The 20,382-nt window shown below is 54.2% G+C and carries 19 protein-coding genes; 10 read left to right on the top strand and 9 right to left on the bottom strand.

The window, feature by feature from the left end:
* Positions 1–37 precede the first annotated feature (37 nt).
* The 3 genes from IV04_RS06895 to mdtH all read right to left on the bottom strand — a co-directional run bounded on the left by IV04_RS06895 (position 38) and on the right by mdtH (position 2,597).
* On the bottom strand, positions 38–601 hold the full coding sequence (locus IV04_RS06895; protein WP_037398851.1) for a lipoprotein: 564 nt from the start codon (positions 599–601) through the stop codon (positions 38–40).
* Positions 602–682: 81 nt separating this feature from the next.
* Positions 683–1,330, bottom strand: coding sequence for a glutaredoxin 2 (gene grxB, locus IV04_RS06890; protein WP_037398853.1), 648 nt, complete (start codon positions 1,328–1,330; stop codon positions 683–685).
* 58 nt (positions 1,331–1,388) lie between these two features.
* On the bottom strand, positions 1,389–2,597 hold the full coding sequence (gene mdtH, locus IV04_RS06885) for a multidrug efflux MFS transporter MdtH (protein WP_037398854.1): 1,209 nt from the start codon (positions 2,595–2,597) through the stop codon (positions 1,389–1,391).
* Positions 2,598–2,946: 349 nt separating this feature from the next.
* On the opposite strand from mdtH, the gene rimJ reads away from it, so the two are divergent.
* From rimJ to murJ, 4 genes are all read left to right on the top strand, one after another.
* The gene (rimJ, locus tag IV04_RS06880) at positions 2,947–3,534 is read left to right on the top strand and encodes a ribosomal protein S5-alanine N-acetyltransferase (RefSeq protein WP_037399965.1); all 588 of its coding nucleotides are present in this window, start codon (positions 2,947–2,949) and stop codon (positions 3,532–3,534) included.
* Positions 3,535–3,542: 8 nt separating this feature from the next.
* Entirely contained in the window at positions 3,543–4,187 is a 645-nt protein-coding gene (locus tag IV04_RS06875; RefSeq protein WP_037398857.1) for a YceH family protein, read from the top strand.
* Positions 4,180–5,097: a Gfo/Idh/MocA family protein gene (locus tag IV04_RS06870; RefSeq protein ID WP_037398859.1), complete on the top strand. Its 918-nt coding sequence runs from the start codon at positions 4,180–4,182 to the stop codon at positions 5,095–5,097. The genes IV04_RS06875 and IV04_RS06870 overlap by 8 nt, the downstream gene beginning before the upstream one ends.
* A 163-nt stretch (positions 5,098–5,260) precedes the next feature.
* Entirely contained in the window at positions 5,261–6,796 is a 1,536-nt protein-coding gene (gene murJ / locus IV04_RS06865; RefSeq protein WP_037398860.1) for a murein biosynthesis integral membrane protein MurJ, read from the top strand.
* Between the two features lie 71 nt (positions 6,797–6,867).
* Here murJ and argS read toward each other — a convergent pair whose 3' ends face one another.
* On the bottom strand, positions 6,868–8,598 hold the full coding sequence (gene argS / locus IV04_RS06860) for an arginine--tRNA ligase (RefSeq protein WP_037398861.1): 1,731 nt from the start codon (positions 8,596–8,598) through the stop codon (positions 6,868–6,870).
* 468 nt (positions 8,599–9,066) lie between these two features.
* On the opposite strand from argS, the gene IV04_RS06850 reads away from it, so the two are divergent.
* Positions 9,067–9,630, top strand: coding sequence for a VOC family protein (locus tag IV04_RS06850; RefSeq protein ID WP_037398865.1), 564 nt, complete (start codon positions 9,067–9,069; stop codon positions 9,628–9,630).
* Here IV04_RS06850 and IV04_RS06845 read toward each other — a convergent pair.
* A complete protein-coding gene (locus IV04_RS06845; RefSeq protein ID WP_037398867.1) occupies positions 9,627–10,778 on the bottom strand; it encodes a MalY/PatB family protein in 1,152 nt (383 codons plus the stop codon). The genes IV04_RS06850 and IV04_RS06845 overlap by 4 nt on opposite strands.
* Positions 10,779–10,872: 94 nt before the next feature.
* Here IV04_RS06845 and cutC point away from each other — a divergent pair, with 94 nt between their 5' ends.
* The 3 genes from cutC (at position 10,873) to IV04_RS06830 (ending at position 15,083) form a co-directional block, all read left to right on the top strand.
* The gene (gene cutC, locus IV04_RS06840; RefSeq protein WP_037399968.1) at positions 10,873–11,622 is read left to right on the top strand and encodes a copper homeostasis protein CutC; all 750 of its coding nucleotides are present in this window, start codon (positions 10,873–10,875) and stop codon (positions 11,620–11,622) included.
* A gap of 919 nt (positions 11,623–12,541) precedes the next feature.
* A complete protein-coding gene (locus tag IV04_RS06835) occupies positions 12,542–13,897 on the top strand; it encodes an aromatic acid/H+ symport family MFS transporter (protein ID WP_037398869.1) in 1,356 nt (451 codons plus the stop codon).
* 10 nt (positions 13,898–13,907) lie between these two features.
* A complete protein-coding gene (locus IV04_RS06830; RefSeq protein ID WP_037398870.1) occupies positions 13,908–15,083 on the top strand; it encodes a 4-hydroxybenzoate 3-monooxygenase in 1,176 nt (391 codons plus the stop codon).
* 43 nt (positions 15,084–15,126) lie between these two features.
* Here IV04_RS06830 and IV04_RS06825 read toward each other — a convergent pair whose 3' ends face one another.
* On the bottom strand, positions 15,127–15,960 hold the full coding sequence (locus tag IV04_RS06825) for an IclR family transcriptional regulator C-terminal domain-containing protein (RefSeq protein ID WP_051916707.1): 834 nt from the start codon (positions 15,958–15,960) through the stop codon (positions 15,127–15,129).
* A gap of 242 nt (positions 15,961–16,202) precedes the next feature.
* On the opposite strand from IV04_RS06825, the gene IV04_RS06820 reads away from it, so the two are divergent.
* Entirely contained in the window at positions 16,203–17,576 is a 1,374-nt protein-coding gene (locus IV04_RS06820) for a 3-carboxy-cis,cis-muconate cycloisomerase (RefSeq protein ID WP_037398872.1), read from the top strand.
* On the top strand, positions 17,573–17,962 hold the full coding sequence (gene pcaC / locus IV04_RS06815; protein ID WP_037398873.1) for a 4-carboxymuconolactone decarboxylase: 390 nt from the start codon (positions 17,573–17,575) through the stop codon (positions 17,960–17,962). Before IV04_RS06820 ends, pcaC begins: the two co-directional genes overlap by 4 nt.
* Before the next feature lie 4 nt (positions 17,963–17,966).
* On the opposite strand, the gene pcaQ is transcribed toward pcaC, so the two are convergent.
* The 3 genes from pcaQ to pcaH all read right to left on the bottom strand — a co-directional run bounded on the left by pcaQ (position 17,967) and on the right by pcaH (position 20,332).
* The gene (gene pcaQ, locus IV04_RS06810) at positions 17,967–18,899 is read right to left on the bottom strand and encodes a pca operon transcription factor PcaQ (protein ID WP_037399974.1); all 933 of its coding nucleotides are present in this window, start codon (positions 18,897–18,899) and stop codon (positions 17,967–17,969) included.
* Positions 18,900–18,980: 81 nt separating this feature from the next.
* Positions 18,981–19,607, bottom strand: coding sequence for a protocatechuate 3,4-dioxygenase subunit alpha (gene pcaG / locus IV04_RS06805; protein WP_369794876.1), 627 nt, complete (start codon positions 19,605–19,607; stop codon positions 18,981–18,983).
* On the bottom strand, positions 19,607–20,332 hold the full coding sequence (gene pcaH, locus IV04_RS06800) for a protocatechuate 3,4-dioxygenase subunit beta (protein ID WP_037398881.1): 726 nt from the start codon (positions 20,330–20,332) through the stop codon (positions 19,607–19,609). The genes pcaG and pcaH overlap by 1 nt, the downstream gene beginning before the upstream one ends.
* Positions 20,333–20,382: the final 50 nt, after the last annotated feature.

The raw sequence follows: 20,382 nt of genomic DNA, 5'->3' as shown, positions 1-20,382 counted from the left end.
AGGCGCAGTAAATGTTGAATACTGCGCCTTATTAAGGTTAGTCAGTGAACGGGATCACCAATTGGCCCGGTTTCACTTCCAACCCTTTGGCCAATTTGCGCGCCAGCGCTTCTGTTTTACTGTTATCCGGGTTGAGGACATAAACCGGTTGTTGATCGAAATAGGCTTTCAGTGACTGGCTCAGGTAAGGCGTGAGCGCTTTCATCACCGTATCTATTTTCTCTGGTTGAACCTTGTAGTCCACCAACTCCATTTCCCGCAGGAAGATAGCGCCTTTTTCGCGATCGTAAACCGGCTGCGCTTTTAGCGATAACTGCAATTCTGCTTCCTGTGGGCCAAGAATCGACGTGATGTTGACTTTGGCATTGCCAGAAAGCACCACTTTACCCGGCTCGCTGCGGCCAATCTGGCTTTGTAACTGTGTCAAAACGATATTGGCATCGACTAACCCAGGTACACCGAGCTGTTTTTGATAATTGTTGTGCTTCTGCAGGTAGTCATTCACTTCTTGTTCACTGACGCTGTATTGCGCCAGTTGATTGCAACCGGTAAGCACACCAGCAAATATCAGGGCAGCAGCGCCCATCAGGATCTTCTTCATTCGTGCCTCGTAAAACTGCTAACGGAAATGCTATATACCCTAATACCCAAAATAATTCGAATTATTTTGGGTACAGAACAATCACTGCTCCATATCGAGCAGTAACGGGATATCGCTGCGTTGTGCCATTCGGTTACGGTAGGCTTCCACGTTGTCTGGCAGCGTAACGCCAGCGACGATCGACAGTGAACGTAACAGCGGGAACAGGTTGATATCATCGGTAGAAAGAGTGCCGTTAACCGCTTCTGGGGATTGGATCAGCGCTGCAAGGTTGACCAGATCGCTATCCAGCAGCGCAATCAGGTCCGCACTGTCTGCCAGATGGGTAGCAAAGTCGCCGATCGCTGCCTGTTTTTTATCGCTGAAATAACGGCGCGCATTGTCAGTGGCGAACTCTTCGAAATCGGCATTGGCAAAACGCGGCAACAACAGCTTGAGGGTATAGCGGCTGACGTGCTGCAACCACTCGGCGATGGCCGGGTTGGTCGCGCCGGTCAGCAGAGGCTTGCCGTCAAGGTTGTCGATGTAATGTACGATGTCCATGCTCTCAGGCATGTAGCTTCCATCGTCTTTTTGCAGGATCGGTGCCATTTTCTGGCCGATCATACTGATGGGCGTCGCTTCGTCATCGTTAAGCAGCGTCACCAAACGTACTGGCAGGTTTTTCAGGCCGAAAATCATGCGGGCCTTTACGCAGAATGGGCAATGATCATAAATAAACAGTTTCATGTTTGCTCCTGTTGTCAGGTTATTATAGCCATCATGATGATTTATCAGGCTTTTGGTGTCAGCTCTCGTTTACGCTGGGCGTTGGGGCAACGGCGCGTGGGTTGAACTGCCAATACAAGGCAAATAGCGTGATGAACCCTACCAGCCCGAGCAGGAACCAGGGTAATTCCGGCCTGCCTAACGCTCGCCCAGTGTCATACATCCAGCCACCGCCGGTATAACCCAGCGCACCCCCCAAAGCCAGACCTAAACGACTGAAACCCATATAGCTGCCACGCGCCCGTGGATCGGCAAGCGAGGCGCTCAGGGTTTCACGTGCGGGTTCTGCAATAATTGAACCCAAATAAAAACAGCAAATCAGGGTAAAGACGGCCTGCAGGCTGGTCGCCAGCCCGACCGGTATCAGGCTGAGCGTCATCAGCAGCAAACCGGCCATCAGGCGTTGTTCCAGCCGGAAGTGCTTTTCACTCCAGCGCGCCAGTGGATAAAGCAATGACAGCGACAGGGCCGCTTCAATAGCGTACATCCATTTCACCGCTGCCGGTGAACCGGCAATTTCATTCACGATGATCGGCAGCATCAGCATGACCTGAACCGACAGCATGTAATAACCGGTTAAGGTCAGCACATAGATGAGGAAACGGCGGTCACGCAATACGCGCATCATGCCTTCTTTCATCGGCACACGAACGGTGGAGATGCGATAGGCTGGCAACAGCCAGGCGTTCCAGCCCGCAGCCATCACAAAAATCCCTGCGCCTGCCCAGCAGACAAAGTGGAAGTCATATTGCAGCAACCAACTGCCGATCAGGGCCCCAATCACTGCTCCGGCGCTGTCTTGCATCATCAGCAAAGAAAAGAACCGGCCACGCTCATGCGGGCGGGTTAATTTGATCACCAACGCGGTACGTGGGGGATCGAACAGCGTGCCGCCAATGGCTGAAAGCGCACAAGAAAACCACAATAACCAAGGCTGATCGGCCATTGCCATGGTGGCAAAACCTGCCGCGCGAAGCAACATGCCAGTGACAATCATCGGTTTGGCACCAAAACGATCGGCAATAGCACCGCCAAAAATCCCCAGCCCTTGTTGAACCAGTTGGCGCAGGCCCAGCGCAATGCCGACCACCAGGGCAGCCCAGCCAAGTTGATCGACAAAACGGATGGAAATCAGTGGAAAGACCACGAAAAAGCCTAAAACCACTAACAGATTATCAAACAATAAAAAATACTTACCCAAGCTCCGAGCTTGCGCTACCAACGACATGTTTCACCACGAGCAATAAGAAGAGGAGGAGAAAACCACAACCCGTATATTCTCCCCCCAATGTCTCCATACTGATAGGGGGACGTAGATAATATTTTTTCATCGTCAATACGTTACGTGAGTGGCAAAACCAGCCAAAAAAACGGACAAAACGATTGATTGCTTATTTACTGAACGACAGGGGTTTTACCTGCCGGGTCGGCTACGGTTATAGTGAACAAGGGCAAGTGCGGTTCTGCGTCGGCTGTTGAACATGAGCAACCGGGGCGGTGAAAGCACCAACGGTAATAATTCACAGGCTCACCCAATCAATACTTCTTATCGAACCGTCCTGATCGCGGGAGAAATGATGTTTGGCTATCGCTCTGCATCACCAAAAGTACGCCTTACCACTGACCGGCTGGTCGTCCGCCTCGTTCATGAGCGTGATGCCTATCGGCTGGCTGAGTATTATGCTGCCAACCGGGCGTTCCTCAAACCTTGGGAGCCGTTACGGGACGAAAGCCATTGCTACCCTTCAGGCTGGCAGGCGCGGTTAGGCATGATTACCGAGCTGCAAAAGCAAGGCAATGCCTACTATTTTATCCTGCTGGATCCTGATGAGAATGAAGTTCGTGGCGTTGCCAATTTCAGCAACGTGTTGCGCGGCTCGTTCCATGCCTGTTTTTTGGGATATTCCCTCGGGGAAAAATGGCAAGGGCAGGGGCTGATGTATGAAGCGTTGCAATCCGCTATCCGTTATATGCAGCGGCAGCAGCGGATGCACCGCATCATGGCCAATTATATGCCGCATAACCAACGCAGCGGAGCTTTGCTCACCCGGCTGGGTTTTGAACGTGAAGGTTATGCGAAAGATTATCTGCTGATTGACGGGCGGTGGCAGGATCACGTTCTCACCGCATTAACCAATAAAGAATGGCAACCCTCGCCACGCTGAGGCCGTAGATGAAATATGAACTGAGTGCTAAAGAAGCCCGAGTGATAGGCTGCCTGCTAGAGAAACAGGTTACTACGCCCGATCAATATCCGCTTTCGTTAAACGCCATCACCTTGGCTTGCAACCAAAAAACCAACCGTGAACCGGTCATGGAACTGTCGGAAAGTGAAGTCCAGCAGACTCTGGATTTGCTGTTGAGAAAGCATTTTATTCGCACGCTAAGCGGTTTTGGTAATCGAGTGGTGAAATATGAACACCGCTTCTGTAATTCTGAGTTCGGCCAGTTGAAACTTGCACCGGCTGAGTTGGCTGTGATTGCCACGCTGTTACTGCGTGGGGCGCAGACGCCGGGTGAACTGCGCACCCGCACCAACCGGATGCACGAGTTCAACGATGTCAGTGAAGTTGAAGATGTCTTACAGCAACTAACTACGCGCGAAGATGGCCCGTTTGTGGTGCGCTTGCCGCGTGAGCCTGGCAAACGGGAAAGCCGATTTATGCACTTATTCAGCGGCCAGATCGAAGAGGCTCCTGATGAGGTTGAACCCGTCGTTGACGGTGAGCTCAGTGAGCGAGTCGCTCTGTTGGAAGCGGAAGTGGCAGCGCTGAAACAGCAATTGGCACAGCTGCTGGCACGGGGGCAAGATGAGTAAATTACGCATCGGTGTGGTTGGCCTTGGTGGGATCGCGCAAAAAGCCTACCTGCCGATCCTCAGCCACGCGCTGGACTGGCAACTGGTTGGGGGTTTCTCTCCGAACCAGCAAAAGGCGCAACAGGTTTGCGACAGTTACCGCATGGTTTGCTTTTCGCGGCTCGATAGCCTGGCGCAGCAATGTGATGCGGTGTTTGTACACAGTAGCACCGCCAGCCATTTTGCCGTGGTGAGCGAGTTGCTTGAACTCGGTGTACACGTTTACGTGGACAAACCCTTGGCAGAAACGTTGGAGCAGGCGGAACAGTTGCTCGCGTTGGCGGACAAACGCGGCAAAATGCTGATGGTCGGCTTCAACCGGCGTTTTGCGCCGTTATACCGCCAACTGAAACAGCAAATGCACCAACCTGCCTCGATCCGCATGGATAAACACCGTGCAGACAGCGTCGGGCCACGGGATCTGCGCTTCACGTTGTTGGACGACTACCTGCACGTGGTGGATACCGCGTTGTGGTTGGGGGGCGGTACCGGGAACTTGCTGAGCGGCAGCCTGCGTGCCAACGAAGCGGGTGAAATGGTTTACGCTGAACATCATTTTGCCTGTGGGGAGAGGCTGGTCACTACCAGTATGCATCGCCGGGCAGGCAGCCAGCGCGAAAGCGTCTATGCGGTGAGCGACGGGGCTGTTTACCAGGTGAATGATATGCGTCAGTGGCTGCGGGAAGATCCTCAAGGCGTGGTTGAGCAACCGGCGGCAGGTTGGCAAACCACGCTGGCCCAGCGTGGTTTTACCGGTGCCGTGCAGCACTTTATCCAGTCGGTCAGCAATCAGACCACCCCGGAAACGGCGGGTGAACAGGCGATCTACGCGCAGCGGCTGATCGAGAAAATGCTGCGTAACGCCATGTAACATAGGCTGCTGGCTATTACTCCGGTGGCACCGTAGACTATGCCTACAGTGCTTGGAGCTGTTGCTTACCGGCAACTTCAAGTCATAAAGGGATGCGCTATTCAACTGACGCCTGCTGCTGCAGGCGTTAATATTTACACGTTGTACTCATCAGAAAAACCACATGAATCTACTAAAATCACTGGCCGCCGTTAGTTCTATGACGATGTTCTCGCGGGTGCTGGGCTTTGTACGTGATGCCATTGTTGCGCGTGTTTTTGGGGCCGGGATGGCCACCGATGCCTTCTTTGTGGCGTTCAAATTGCCGAACCTGCTGCGACGCATTTTTGCCGAAGGGGCGTTTTCTCAGGCGTTCGTGCCTATTCTGGCGGAGTACAAAAGCCAGCAGGGGGAAGAGGCGACCCGTACCTTTGTGGCCTACGTTTCTGGCTTACTGACGCTGGTGTTGGCAATTGTCACGGTACTGGGGATGCTGGCGGCTCCGTGGGTGATCTACATTACCGCCCCGGGTTTTACCGATACGCCGGATAAATTTGCCCTGACTTCGGCGCTACTGCGTATTACTTTTCCCTATATCCTGCTGATTTCACTGGCTTCGCTGGTGGGGGCGATCCTTAATACCTGGAACCGTTTCTCTATTCCGGCTTTTGCGCCGACGTTGCTGAACGTCAGCATGATCGGTTTTGCGCTGTTTGCCGCGCCTTATTTCCATCCGCCTGTGCTGGCGCTGGCCTGGGCCGTGGTCGTGGGCGGCGTGTTGCAACTGGGTTATCAGTTACCGCATCTCAAGAGGATCGGCATGCTGGTGCTGCCGCGTTTGAAACTGCGGGATGCAGGGGTATGGCGAGTGATGCGCCAGATGGGGCCTGCGATCCTTGGGGTATCGGTCAGTCAGATCTCGCTGATTATCAACACCATTTTTGCGTCGTTTTTGGTGTCCGGTTCGGTGTCCTGGATGTATTACGCCGACCGCCTGATGGAGTTCCCTTCTGGTGTGTTGGGTGTCGCGTTGGGGACTATTCTGCTGCCTTCACTGGCGAAAAGTTTCTCCAGCGGCAATCAGGAGGAATATAACCGCTTGATGGATTGGGGGTTGCGTCTGTGCTTTGTACTGGCGCTGCCGAGCGCGATTGCGTTAGGGATCCTGGCCGAGCCATTGGTTGTTTCCTTGTTCCAATACGGTAAATTTAGTGCGTTTGACGCCGCAATGACTCAACGAGCGTTGGTTGCCTATTCCGTTGGGCTGATGGGGCTGATTGTGGTGAAGGTGCTGGCACCGGGCTTTTATTCCCGTCAGGACATCAAAACCCCGGTGAAGATTGCCATTATTACTCTGATCATGACGCAGGTCATGAACCTGATGTTTATTGGGCCGCTCAAGCATGCCGGGCTTTCATTGTCGATTGGTCTGGCGGCCTGTTTGAATGCTTCATTGCTGTATTGGCAATTGCGCAAACAGAAAATCTTCCAGCCACAGCCAGGGTGGGCGATATTCCTGATCAAGCTGGTGGCGGCGGTGGTGGCGATGGCCGCAGTTCTAATCGGTGCTATGTGGCTGATGCCCGCCTGGGATCAGGGCACTATGTTGGCGCGCTTGCTGCGCTTGGCAGTGGTGGTGGTAGCAGGCGTGGTGGCCTACTTCGCAGTGCTGGGGATATTGGGTTTTCGGCCACGAGATTTTGCCCGTCGGGTCGCGTAATTCTGCTATTTGCGCCGTAAATAAAAAAGGTCGCTACCGAACAGCGACCTTTTTTGTATTCCTCTTCTGGCTTACATGCGCTCGAGGGTGTCGATCCCCAAGGTTTCCAGGCCAGTTTTCAGCGTTTTGGCGGTCAGCAACGCCAGCTTCAGGCGGCTCTGACGGGTTTCTTCGCTCTCGGCGTTCAGGATCTGGCAATGTTCGTAGAAACCGGAGAATAACCCGGCCAAATCGTACAGGTAAGTACACATCACATGTGGAGTCCCTTCACGAGCCACTACGGTGAGGGTTTCTTCGAACTGCAGCAGACGGGTGGCCAGCGCAATTTCACGCTCTTCGGTCATCACCAGCGGCAGGGTCAGATCACTTTCATCAACGCCTGCACGTTTGAATACCGAAGCGACGCGGGTGTAAGCATATTGCATATAAGGGGCGGTGTTGCCCTCGAAGGCCAACATGCTGTCCCAATCGAAGATGTAGTCGGTAGTACGGCTTTTCGACAGATCGGCGTATTTCACCGCACCGATACCAACGACCTTAGCCACGTTTTGCATTTCTTCTGCAGGCATGTCTGGATTTTTTTCAGCGATCAATTTGCTGGCGCGCTCGATGGCTTCATCCAGCAGATCCGACAACCGGATGGTGCCACCGGCACGGGTTTTGAACGGCTTGCCGTCCTTACCCAACATCATGCCAAACATGTGGTGCTCCAGCGTGACCGCGTCTGGCACGTAACCGGCTTTACGCACAATAGTCCAGGCTTGCATCAAATGCTGATGCTGGCGCGAATCGATGTAATACAGGACGCGATCGGCCCCCAGCGTTTCATAGCGGTATTTGGCGCAGGCGATATCGGTAGTGGTATACAGGTAACCGCCATCTTTTTTCTGGATAATGACGCCCATCGGATCGCCATCTTTATTCTTGTATTCGTCGAGGAAGACCACGGTCGCGCCTTCGCTTTCTACCGCCAACCCTTTGGCTTTGAGATCGGCAACGATGCCCGGCAGCATGGCGTTGTACAGGCTTTCACCCATCACATCATCTTCGGTCAGGGTGACATTCAGTCGGTTATAGGTGAGCTGATTTTGCGCCATGGTGATGTCTACCAGCTTACGCCACATCTTCAGGCAGTAGTCGTCACCGCCTTGCAGTTTCACCACATAGCCACGGGCGCGCAGGGCAAACTCTTCGTCTTCGTCGTAATTTTTCTTCGCTTCACGATAAAACTGCTCGAGATCTGACAGGCCCATTTCGCTGGCGTGTTCATTCTGCATTTTTTCCAGGTAGGCGATCAGCATGCCGAACTGGGTGCCCCAGTCACCGACATGGTTGGCACGGATCACTTTATGGCCGAGGAACTCCTGGGTACGCGCAGCAGCATCACCGATGATGGTGGAGCGTAAGTGGCCAACGTGCATCTCTTTCGCCACGTTGGGTGCCGAGTAGTCGATAACAATGGTTTGCTGCTCAACGGGGGCAATGCCGAGTTTAGGGGCGCTCAGAACGCGATCGGTCTGGCGGGCAACCCAAGCACTGTTGAGGAAGATATTGATAAAACCAGGGCCTGCGATCTCCACTTTGTTGGCGATATCACCCAGTTCCAGCAGTTGCACCACTTTTTCTGCCAGTTGTCGTGGTTGCATACCGAGTTTTTTTGCCACGGACATAACGCCGTTAGCCTGATAATCACCAAACTGCGCTTTCGCTGACTGACGAACTTGTGCTTCGCAATCTGCAGGTGCACCTGCAGCAATCAACGCCTGGCTGACTTTATCTGATAGAAGAGCCTGAATATTCACCGGGTTACCTTAAATGCAAACGAGGGCCGCATGGCACGCCCCTCCAGATTCAATGGTGGCCTTTACACCGCGCCAGTGGGGGCGGCTAACCACAAAACAGCCTGTAATTGTATCTGATCAGAGGCAGCGCGTCAGCAGTTGCTGAGGGCTGGGCGACGAAAGGTGATGAAAAGCGGCGCAGGGAACAGGCTAGGGGCTAACGTTTTTTATGGCGGCGGCTGGAACGCGACGTGCCATAGCGCTGTATTTTGTAATGACGGTATATTGCATAAACTGCAATAATGATCAGAACAATGGCGATGCACAGAAGGATCATATTTATCTACCAGAGTTAAATATGGATTCACACTATCGTAATAAATTGGCACTGGCAATTAAGTTTATGAATTTCAAGATTAATCTCGTAAATTCTTGGTTCTGTTTAAATTGTCGTGCCCGTTATTTATATTTGGAGAAGTTAAGCAACCTATGAGCTCTTTGCTGTCGATGACCGAACTTAACGATTTGGTGCAGGATTTACCGCGCTTTGAACAGGCGCTGACACAACTGGCGGAAAAGCTGCACCTCGATTTGTCAGCTTTCAGTGCCGACCATATTTCGCTGCGCTGCCATCAGAACAGCACGGCAGATCGCTGGCGTCAGGGGTTATTGCGGTGCGGTGCTTTGCTGTCAGAAGCATCAATCAATGGCCGCACTATCTGCCTGTTCGATCTTGCCGAACCATTGAAGATGGGCCCGTGGCTCATTGACTGTGTTGAGCTGCCTTATCCCGGTGAAAAGCGCTATCCGCATGAAGGATGGGAACATGTCGAACTGGTACTGGGTGGCGATCCGGCTACCCTGTATGCGCGGGCGTTAGACTGTCTCGCGGATGAGGCACTGCTGCTACCGGGGATCAAGCTGAAGCAGAGTGCCCCAAAAGGCGAGGGTGAGCGTTTGCCGAACCCAACGTTGGCGCTGACGGATGGCAATATCACCATCAAATTCCACCCGTACTCTATCCGTGACATTGTGGCCAGCGAACGGGCTTAGTCTGTGCTGAGGTGGCTGACCGCCTGCCCCATGCGATCCAGTGCTGTGGTCAACAGTTCACGTCGGCAGCCGAAGTTGAGGCGCACAAAACGGCGATCGCCAAAATCCAGCCCAGGGCTTAAACCCACTCCGGCCTGTTCGAAGAAAGCATGTGGGTTGTCTACGGGCAATCCGCTACAGTCGATCCAGGCAAGATAGGTGGCTTCTACCGGGTGCAAGCGTAAACCGGGCATCTTGTTAATGCGCTCAAACACGACATCACGGTTGGCCCGTAAATAATCCAACTGTTCATCCAACCAGGTTTGCCCACCACCATACGCCGCCTGCGCGGCAACCAGCGCCAGTACGTCTACTCCTGGCACAATGCCGCTGCGTGCCCGGCATAGCTGTAAGCGCAGGTTATCGTTAGGGATGATCGCTATTGATGCCCCTAATCCAGCGATGTTGAAGGTTTTTGACGGTGACATCAGCGTGATACTGCGCTGCGCCGCATCATCATTCAGGCTGGCAAACGGAATATGCTGCAAGCCGGGCTCTAACAGCAGATCGCAATGAATTTCGTCCGAACAGACGATCAGATCGTGACGACGGGCAAACTCATGCTGCTCCAGCAGTTCTTCGCGGCGATACAGGGTGCCGCCGGGGTTTTGCGGGTTGCAGAGCATCAACAAGCGCTCCTGGCCCGTAAGTTGCGCCTCTGCGCTGTTGAGATCCATAACCCAACGCTGATGATCGAGCCGCAGCGGGATTGGCAACTGCGAGCGGCCCGCGAGTTTTGCTGCTTGGCGGAAAGGCGGATAAATCGGTGACGGGGCGAGAGTTCCTTGGCCTTCTGTGGTGAAAGCCCGCACGCATAAGTTCAGCCCGCAAACCAATCCAGGCAAGAAAACCAGCCATTCAGGCAAAATATGCCAGCCGTAGCGTTCTGCCACGTGCTGGATAAAAACGTGACCCAGTTCCGGGGATGGGTGACCATAGCCGAAAACACCATGTGCAACGCGCTGCTGCAAGGCGTTGATCACACAAGGCGGAGAAAGAAAGTCCGTATCGGCAACCCAAAGTGGAATAATGTCGCGATCGCGATATTTGCCCCACTTAACGCTGTCACTGTGACTGCGGTCTATCCATTGATCAAAATTGAATGTCATAGTTACTGCCTTGAACCTGTGTGATAAATCCTGTCACTATAGCGACTTGTCTATCAACTGCTGTAGCGTTTTTAGCCGTTTTTTTGGGGTGACAATAATGAAATTAGAAGTTTGTTGCTATAGCGTCGATTGTGCGATAACGGCGGAACAAGCAGGTGCCGATCGTATCGAACTATGCGCCAGCCAGAGCGAAGGGGGACTGACGCCGAGTTATGGTTCACTGCTGCAGGTGCGGGAACGGGTAAAGATCCCTGTTCATCCGATAGTTCGCCCGCGAGGTGGGGATTTTTGCTATAGCACGGTCGATTTCGAGATCATGAAGAATGACATTGCTGGTATCCGCGATCTGGGATTTGCAGGGGTAGTGGTCGGCATGCTGGATAGCGAAGGGCATATCGATCTGCCGCGTATGCGTGAAGTAATGAAACTGAGCGAAGGGATGGCGGTGACTTTCCACCGTGCGTTTGATATGTGCCAAAGTCCGCTGGTGGCGTTGGAGCAGTTAACGCAACTCGGGGTAGCTCGCATTCTTACCTCAGGGCAACAGCAAAATGCGGAGCTGGGGCTGCCACTGTTACGCAATCTGCTGCAGGCCAGCCAAGGGCCGGTGATCATGGCCGGTGCCGGTGTGCGGTTAAGCAACCTGCACAAGTTTGTTGATATCGGTATTCAGGAGTTGCACAGCTCTTCCGGGCACTGGGTACCATCCACCATGCGTTACCGTAAAGCAGGGGTGACCATGTGTTCCGACAGCGAGTTTGATGAGTTCAGCCATTACTGTGTGGACGGCGAAATGGTAGAAGCGATGAAGAACGCGCTGGCTTTGGTTAGCCCAACGGCTTGAGCGTGTTGTGTAACTGCAATTATCTGGCCCCAATAAGTTGTTGGGGCTTTCTTTTTATTGCAGTCAATAAGCTTCAATAAATGATAATCACGACGAGTAGACAAAAAAAAGCCCTGTTTAGGGATGATCGTCCAGGGCGAGGCGTTAAAAAATTTATTTATTATTTTGTCTGATATTACCTACAACCAGAGCATAGTTTAGAAACGTGCATCTTGCTGGTCTCTTTGGTTAGGAATGCTCTTAAAATAACGGCGCGAGCTAATCGGGCCGCCGGACCGTTGTTTCGAGAGGGGGCTTGCTATTGATCGGCTGTAGAGCGGCAACCGTCGGTTGATAACTTGCTTTTTATAACAATGGCTTGATTGGTTTGCTGGCAGGCAAAAAAAGCCCTGAACAGGGTAGAGGTGCTCAGGGCTAAGTTATCAAACATTCACTGGTGTTGGCGCGATACCAACACTTTTATTTTAGTTAATAATCCTCAGTTGCTTATGATTTGCAGGTTGCATTAATGTAACTTTTAATTGCAGAACGGTAATTAATAGTGACAATGTCACTTAATTCTGAGGTGATTGCCCATCCCCTAATCCTATCTTTGGCTAAAAAATTAATTGCCCTCATATTAAGCGTGTGGATTATTAATGTAATGTTAATTACGTCACATAAGCCTGATTCACCCAGGTTGAGAAATAAATTTCAACATTTTGATTTTAAATAAAATAGAGATAAATCCCCACGCTTCCGTTCGGTGTTCGCACAGTAATTTATTTAACAATATTGAAACTTATTGGCGTCAGTGTTTTTCTTTAAAGGCGATTGACGAACTGTGGTTCGATTATCGCACATGAAAGAAGGGATTCTCAGGTTCTGACCTCGCGTTCCCTAATGGTCACAGTCGCTCAACCCACATAGGAAGCGCTCTATGCCACATGAAAACACTATTGATGTTCAGGCACTGATCGATAACAGCCGGTTCTCACCCTACCAATGGTTAATTTTGGTGATGTGCTTTTTAACGGTTGCCCTGGATGGCTTTGACACGGCGATCGTCGGTTATATTGCGGCTTCGCTGGTGCAGGAGTGGGGGATTGAAAAAACCTCGCTGGGCCCGGTGATGAGTGCGGCACTGGTTGGTCTGGCCGTGGGGGCCTTAACCGCCGGGCCGCTGGCGGATCGTATTGGCCGCCGCAAGGTACTGATCCTCTCGCTATTGGTATTTGGTGGTTTTAGCCTGTTAACGGCGTTCGCAACCAACTTGTCGATACTGACTCCGCTACGTTTTTTGACCGGATTGGGGCTGGGTGCCGCGATGCCCAATGCTGCGACCCTGATGTCTGAATATGCTCCCGAACGCCGCCGAGCCCTGATGGTGAACCTGATGTTCTGCGGCTTTCCTTTGGGGGCTTCGCTCGGCGGTTTTGTTTCTGCCTGGTTGATCCCGCACTTTGGCTGGCAAAGCGTGTTGGTGCTGGGGGGCGTGGCCCCACTGTTGCTGGCTCTGGTATTAATGGTCGCATTGCCTGAATCCGTGCGCTTTATGGTGCTGCATGGCTATGCGGCGGAGCGTATTACGGCGGTGCTGAACCGTATCTCACCGCAGCAGTGGGTGGCTCCACTGCGTTTTACGCTGAATGAACAGGGCGGAAAAACGAAACAATCTGCGCTGAGGGTGATTTTTTCTCCGCATTACCTGCGCGGCACTCTGATGCTGTGCCTCACCTATTTTATGGGGTTACTGATTTTTTACCTGTTGACCAGTTGGCTGCCGCTGCTGATCCGTGAAACGGGGGCTTCGATCCGTCAGGCCTCTCTGATTACCGCGCTGTTTCCTCTGGGGGGTGGGATTGGGGTGCTGGTTATGGGTTGGCTGATGGATCGCATCAATCCACATAAGGTGGTGGCAGTTGGTTATCTCCTCACCGCTTTGTTCGTCTTTGCCATTGGTTTGGTCAATACCAATCCGCTGCTGATGGCGTTCGTGGTGTTTGTCGCTGGCGTCTGCATGAACGGGGCGCAGTCATCGATGCCTGCTCTGGCAGCCGGTTTTTATCCGACCCATGGCCGTGCCACCGGGGTCGCCTGGATGCTGGGTATTGGCCGTTTTGGTGGCATTCTTGGCGCGATGAGCGGGGGATTACTGATGCAACTGCAATTGTCGTTCAGCGTGATTTTTACCCTGCTGGCGATCCCGGCATTGGTCGCCGCGCTGGCGTTGATGGTTAAACATTTTTCGCTCAGAGAACCTGCACTGCTTGGCTCTTTGAACAAGGCTCAATAAGGAGAATATTGTGCATAGACAAACACAAGTAGGGATTGTGGGGGCCGGGCCTGCTGGCTTGATGCTTTCTCATTTGTTGCACCTGCAGGGGATCGAATCTGTGGTGCTGGAGGCTCGCAGTCAACACGCCGTGGAGTCAACCATTCGTGCTGGCGTGCTGGAACAAGGGACAGTCGACTTGCTCAACCAGACAGGGTTGGGAGCGCGTTTGGCGCGTGAGGGGGCCAGGCATCAAGGGATCCGGCTGGCATTCGAGGGGGTTCAGCATCGTATTGATTTAACCGAACTGACCGACAGAGAAATCACCGTTTATGCCCAGCACGAAGTCTTGAAAGATCTGATTGCGGCGCGGCAGGCAGCGCAAGGGCAGTTGCTGTTTGACGTGGAACAGGTATCGCTGCAGCAATTGGAGAGTGCTCGCCCGCAGATCCATTACCGACACCTTGATGAAGACCATATTATTAGCTGCGATTTTGTTATTGGTTGTGACGGTTTTCATGGCATCTGCCGGGCCGCGATGCCGGGCGGTCTGCGTAAGGATTATACCCGCGTCTATCCCTTTGGCTGGTTTGGTATTTTGGTGGAGGCTCCTCCTTCTTGTGACGAATTGATTTATGCCCGCCATGAGCGCGGTTTTGCCCTGATCAGCACGCGCTCTGCGCAGGTACAGCGCATGTATTTTCAGTGCGATCCGCAGGAAAAGGTTGAGGATTGGTCTGATGACCGGATTTGGCACGAACTGGAAACCCGGCTGGAAAACCATGACGGTTGGTCATTAAAGCAAGGAAAGATCTTCCAAAAGAACGTGGTCGGGATGCGCAGTTTTGTGACCGAGCCCATGCGCTATAAGCGCCTGTTGCTGGCCGGTGATGCAGCGCACATTGTGCCGCCAACCGGAGCGAAAGGGCTAAACCTGGCATTGGCCGATGTGCGCTTGCTGGCCCAAGCGCTGGAAAGCCTGTATCGCCAACGCAACTGGGCGCATCTTGATGCTTACAGTGAGCAGGCTCTGCAACGGGTATGGCGTGCCGAACACTTCTCCTGGTGGATGACGAATATGCTGCATACCCAGCGCGAGAGCAGTTCATTCCAGCAGCGGCTGCAACTTTCTGAGTTGCAATACATGGTCAAATCGCGCAGTGCCATGACCATGCTGGCAGAAAACTATGTCGGCCTGCCTTTTTAATCGGTTACGGCCATCTCGCCGCTGATGTGGGCTGCGAGATGGCTCAGGATAACAGCAGCGAAAGCTCTTGCGCGGCGTCGCGCAGCACCGGCAAGACACGCTCCGTCAGCTCGCTGATCGGCACTAAACCAGCCTGCACACCAACGTTCAAGGCGGCACTCACACTGCCGTTAGTCGCCATCAGTGGCACGGCAATCGAGCGCAGGCCAATCTCCAACTCCTGATCGTTGATGGCGTAGCCTTGGGTACGGACTTTTTTCAACTCTTCTTTCAGGTGGCTAACGTTGGTAAGGGTGTGCTGCGTGTAGCGCACCAGATTGACGCGCCGGAGGTAACTGTTCAGTTCTTCTGGTGGCAGATGGGCGAGGAGTACCCGGCCCATTGATGTGGCAAAGGCAGGTAATCGGCTACCGATATCCAGATCGATGCTCATAATGCGTGAGCTGGAGGCGCGGGCAATGTACAGAATATCGTCACCGTCCAGCGTAGCGATTGAGCAGGATTCGTTGAGCATCTGGCTGATGTGTTTCAGCACTGGCTGAGTGGCTTTAGCCAGCGGGGTCGAGGCCAGATAAGGATGACCAAGCGTCAGGATGCGTGGGCGCAACTCAAAGTTTTTGCCGTCCTGCGCGTAGACAAAGCCTAATTTATTGAGCGTATACAGGCAACGGCGCACTGCAGCGCGCGGGATGCCGGTTTTCTGGCTGATTTGCGAGATCGACATCAAGCGCCGTTGCGGAGTAAATGCCTGGATCACCTCCAGCCCGCGCGCCAGCGAGGTCATAAAGTTCGGATCGCCTTTGAACGGATCGTTACTGCTACCAGCCACAAAGCGGTGGTCTTCGGACGGGGCATCGGTAAATGGCGGGCGAGTCATGGTCAGTCCCTTCTGGTTTTTGCTGATTTCGCACAGTGTATCCGATAATCGCCCATTACGGTTTGTTGAGCGCAGGTTAGCGCGTGAAAATCCTGTTTTGATCACAGAATATGATGGTAAATCAATTGAATCGCACACTTTGTGCGATATACGCACGCTATAGCGATAATCGCCCTTGACGCTGTTTGCCGGGCAAGGCTAACGTTAATGCCTTGCCCTGAATGGATAAAAAAGGAGAGAGGATGGAATTATTGACACCGTTGCTACGGCCTTCCGCGATCAATAGCTGTTTCAGTGATGCGGCGGTTTTACAAGGGATGCTGGATTTCGAGGCGGCATTAGCTCAGGCACAGGCAGCAGCCGGTGTGATTCCCTATTCAGCGGCAGAAATCATCACTCGCCGTTGCCAAAGTGCGTTGTTGGATGCTGGCGCGCTGGCCACGGCGGCGGCACAGGCGGGCAATTTGGCGATCCCTTTGGTGCGGCAACTGACCGCGCTGGTCGCTGAGCAGGATCCGCAGGCGGCGCGCTTTGTTCATTGGGGGGCAACCAGCCAGGATGCGATTGATACCGGGTTGGTGCTGCAACTGCGTAACGCGTTAGCGCAGACCGATGGCCAATTGTCACAGTTGATTGCAGTTCTGGTGCGCCAGATTAGTGTGCACCGTAAAACGCTGATGGTGGGGCGGACCTGGATGCAGCAGGCGTTGCCCACGACGTTAGGGCTAAAGCTGGCAGGCACGCTCGACGCATTACTGCGTTATCGCCAGCGGTTGGCGCAGATGCTGCCACGTGTGCTGGTGCTGCAATTTGGCGGTGCCGCCGGGACGCTGAATTCGCTAGGGGCGAAGGGCAAAGCGGTATCGACGTTGTTGGCGCAACGCTTGCAACTGACGGAGGCTGACACCCCTTGGCACAGCCAGCGCGATCGCCTGCTGGAAGTGGCGGGCTGGTATGCCGGGCTGGCGGGAACGTTGGGCAAGATGGCGCGTGATATTTCGTTGCTGTGCCAGACCGAAATTGCTGAGGTTGCCGAACCGCAGAGTGCAGGGCGCGGGGGGTCTTCCACCATGCCGCACAAGCGTAATCCGGTGTCCTGCACGGTGATTCTAGCAGCGGCGATGCGCGCTCCGGCGTTGGTCAGTGGTCTGTATCAGGCGATGCTGCAGGAGCACGAGCGCGGCCTGGGGGGCTGGCATGCTGAATGGGAAAGCCTACCGGAACTGATCATGCTCAGTGCCGGGGCACTGGCGGCCAGCGTGCCGCTGATCGACGGCCTGCAGGTGTTCCCTGAGCGTATGGCGGATAATCTGGCGCTGACCGGTGGGTTAATTCTGGCGGAGGCGGTCACTATGGCGCTGGGCGAATCGATGGGGCGTTTGAATGCTCATCGGCATATCGAACAGGCCTGCCAGCGTGCGCAGGCAGAAAATCTGTCGCTGCTGGCGGTACTGGAGCGGGATGAACAGGTGCTTAAGCGGCTCGAGGGTAAACAACTGGCCGAGTTGCTCGATCCGGTCAATGCGCTAGGCAGCGCCACCGTATTTATCCAGCAGGTTTTGGCACGAGCCCAGGAACAGCATCAATCAATTCTCACCACCAAGGAGCAATCATGAACGATGAACAGCGTTACCAGCAGGGGATCGCGGTGCGCCGCGAAGTGCTGGGGGATGCCCACGTTGACCGCACGTTGAGCAATTTGACGCCGCTCAACCAGGAGTTTCAGAATTTTATCAGCCGTTACGCTTGGGGGGAGATCTGGACTCGCCCCGGTTTGGCGCGCCATACCCGCAGCCTGATCACCATCGCGATGCTGATTGCTCTCAACCGCGAGGCCGAGTTGCGTATGCACCTGCGGGCGGCGTTCAACAACGGCGTCACCCGCGAAGAGATAAAAGAGGTATTGATGCAAAGTGCGCTGTACTGTGGTTTACCCGCTGCCAACGCAGCGTTTCATTTGGCAGAAGCCGTGTTTGCCGAAATGGATAGCACGGCGGGTTAAACAGTTAGGATGGTTTGCCCAACGCTTCGCGGCGCACCGCAGTGATAAACTCTGGCAACGCGCCGCTCGCATGATCCTGATTACGCAGGATGATCCCTACCGGTTCTGAGATGCCGGGCCCGCTGAACGGCAACGGCAGCAATCTGCCAGCAGCCAGATCGTCCTGTACTGCGCCGGAAGGCACAAACCACAGGTAGTCGTATTGCAGAGTCAGCCGCCGCGCCAGCGAAGGTGACAAGGTTTCCACCCGCTGGGCGGGTAGGGAAAGGCCGCTGGCGGCCAGCAGGGCTTCGGCATTCTGGCGTGGAACGGTGCCTTTAGGGGCAACAACCAGCGGGTAGCGCAGAGCATTTTCCAGCGTCAAGGTTGCACTCAGCAGCGGGTGCTTGGGGTGCACAACGATCTGCAACTCTTCCAAAAACAGCAGTTCGAACAGCAAGCCGCTCATCAGGTGTGGGTCGGCCATGCGGCCAATCGCCAGATCCAGCTCGCCGTTTTGTAACTGTGCCAGCAGCGCAGCATTGTGCGTCGTGGTGACCTGAATGCGTAAATGAGGATGAGCCTGCTGAAAATGGGCGATGACCGGCGGCAGCACGCCTAACGCGGCGGTGGGCAGTGCGCCTACGCGCAGCGGCGGCGGCAAGGCTTGTGCCTGTTGCGCCAGCACATCGCCAGCGTCGGCCAGCGCCGCCATAATACGCTGGGCATGAGCCAGAAACACTTCGCCCTGCGCCGTCAACCGTGCGCCGTGGCGGCCACGATCAAACAGGGTGACGCCGGTCAGGGTTTCCAACTCGCTGAGCGTTTTTGAGAGCGCGGGTTGACTCAGGTTCAGGCATTCCGCCGCCCGGTGCAGGAAACCTTCCCGGGCGACGGCGATAAAGCAGTGGATATGGCGCAGACGAATACGCTGGGTAAAAATGCTGTTGTTGTCTATCACGCCGCCACTCCGTCATCAAGGTTACGGCAGAGTAACTCATCTTTCTGCCGTTATGAACGGGCTTGACCGATCTGCGGTTTACACATCGAAAAATACCGTTTCATTTTCCCCTTGCAGCACAATGTCGAACTGGTAAAGCGTACCTTCTGCTGTCGTTTTTCTATGCCCGATAAGCGTATTGCGCCGTATTTCCTGCTCGACCAGGTTGAGTACCGGATCGGCCAGATTCGCCGCTTCTTCATCCGAAAAATACATGCGCGTATGTAGCCCCAGATTGATGCCGCGCGCCACGATCCACAGATTAACATGCGGTGCCATCAACCTGCCGTCGCGGCCAGTGACCGGGCCGGGTTTGATGGTGTCAAAGGCATAAACCCCGCTGGTGAAATCAGAACAGGCGCGCCCCCAGCCACGGAAGTGATTATCCAGACTTTTTTCGTGCTGATGATCTTGCGGGTGTTGATAACGCCCGGCGGCATTGGCCTGCCAAATTTCCAGCAACACATCGCGCAGCGGCGTACCGCTGCCGTCGAACACGCGGCCCTCAATACGGATACGTTCGCCTTGGGTTTCGGCGTTGGTCAGCACCGGGCCGAAGTTGTTCTCGAAAATGTCGAAACCGGCGGCGTGAGGAGCCAGGCCGATATGCACATAAGGGCCAGCGGTTTGTGACGCTGTTTCCAGCAAATAGGTATCTTTCAACATCAGGCTTTCCCCTGTAAGCGGTTTTCAAACAGCGTTGCGCGGTGCCCGCGCAGCACCAGGTCAAAACGATAAGCCAGGCTATCGAGCTGCACAGAGGCGGATTTATCGAGCACTGAAATCAGTGAGCGCACGGCATCATCGTCATTGATTGAGCGCACGATAGGGCACTGAGCGAGCAGCGGGTCGCCTTCAAAATACATCTGCGTGATCAACCGCTGTGCAAAGGCATCACCGGAGAGAGAGAAGTGGATATGCGCCGGACGCCAGTCGTTGACACGGTTACGCCAGGGATAGGGGCCGGGTTTGATGGTGCGGAAAACGTAGTAACCCTTATCGTCGGTGAGCATGCGCCCGCAGCCGCCAAAATTGGGATCGATCGGCGCGAGATACTGATCTTTTTTGTGGCGATAACGGCCACCGGCATTGGCCTGCCACACCTCAACCAGCGTATTGCGCATCGGCTGGCCGTTTTCGTCACGCACATAACCGTGCACGATGATCCGTTCGCCAATCGGCATGCCTTGCTTGGCGTAATTCAGGATCAGATCGTTATCTAACGGCCCGAGCTCGTTGCTGGTAAACACCGGGCCAGTGATCTCGGAAAGCGAATTTTGCAGTGAGATCGGGGCATTGCGCGGCGAACGCAAAACGCTGCTTTTGTATTCGGGCGAGTAGGCTGGCGGATGGCGATCGCGATTACGTTGATACAGTTCGCTACTGCTCATAGGCACTCCTTATGCTTAGGGTGAAAGGTAAGCCCATAATGGGCTGAACC

Origin of the sequence: Serratia sp. Ag1, assembly GCF_000743355.1 — a bacterium.
In the GTDB taxonomy this organism is placed as follows: domain Bacteria; phylum Pseudomonadota; class Gammaproteobacteria; order Enterobacterales; family Enterobacteriaceae; genus Chania.
This window is presented reverse-complemented; position numbering and strand designations above follow the sequence as displayed.

Coding starts and splice junctions, on each gene's coding strand:
- rimJ (WP_037399965.1), top strand. CDS start 2,947: ATGTTTGGCTATCGCTCTGCATCACCAAAAGTACGCCTTACCACTGAC.
- mdtH (WP_037398854.1), bottom strand. CDS start 2,597: ATGTCGTTGGTAGCGCAAGCTCGGAGCTTGGGTAAGTATTTTTTATTG.
- murJ (WP_037398860.1), top strand. CDS start 5,261: ATGAATCTACTAAAATCACTGGCCGCCGTTAGTTCTATGACGATGTTC.
- grxB (WP_037398853.1), bottom strand. CDS start 1,330: ATGAAACTGTTTATTTATGATCATTGCCCATTCTGCGTAAAGGCCCGC.
- IV04_RS06895 (WP_037398851.1), bottom strand. CDS start 601: ATGAAGAAGATCCTGATGGGCGCTGCTGCCCTGATATTTGCTGGTGTG.
- IV04_RS06845 (WP_037398867.1), bottom strand. CDS start 10,778: ATGACATTCAATTTTGATCAATGGATAGACCGCAGTCACAGTGACAGC.
- IV04_RS06875 (WP_037398857.1), top strand. CDS start 3,543: ATGAAATATGAACTGAGTGCTAAAGAAGCCCGAGTGATAGGCTGCCTG.
- IV04_RS06835 (WP_037398869.1), top strand. CDS start 12,542: ATGCCACATGAAAACACTATTGATGTTCAGGCACTGATCGATAACAGC.
- pcaC (WP_037398873.1), top strand. CDS start 17,573: ATGAACGATGAACAGCGTTACCAGCAGGGGATCGCGGTGCGCCGCGAA.
- pcaH (WP_037398881.1), bottom strand. CDS start 20,332: ATGAGCAGTAGCGAACTGTATCAACGTAATCGCGATCGCCATCCGCCA.
- IV04_RS06870 (WP_037398859.1), top strand. CDS start 4,180: ATGAGTAAATTACGCATCGGTGTGGTTGGCCTTGGTGGGATCGCGCAA.
- IV04_RS06825 (WP_051916707.1), bottom strand. CDS start 15,960: ATGACTCGCCCGCCATTTACCGATGCCCCGTCCGAAGACCACCGCTTT.
- IV04_RS06850 (WP_037398865.1), top strand. CDS start 9,067: ATGAGCTCTTTGCTGTCGATGACCGAACTTAACGATTTGGTGCAGGAT.
- pcaG (WP_369794876.1), bottom strand. CDS start 19,607: ATGTTGAAAGATACCTATTTGCTGGAAACAGCGTCACAAACCGCTGGC.
- IV04_RS06820 (WP_037398872.1), top strand. CDS start 16,203: ATGGAATTATTGACACCGTTGCTACGGCCTTCCGCGATCAATAGCTGT.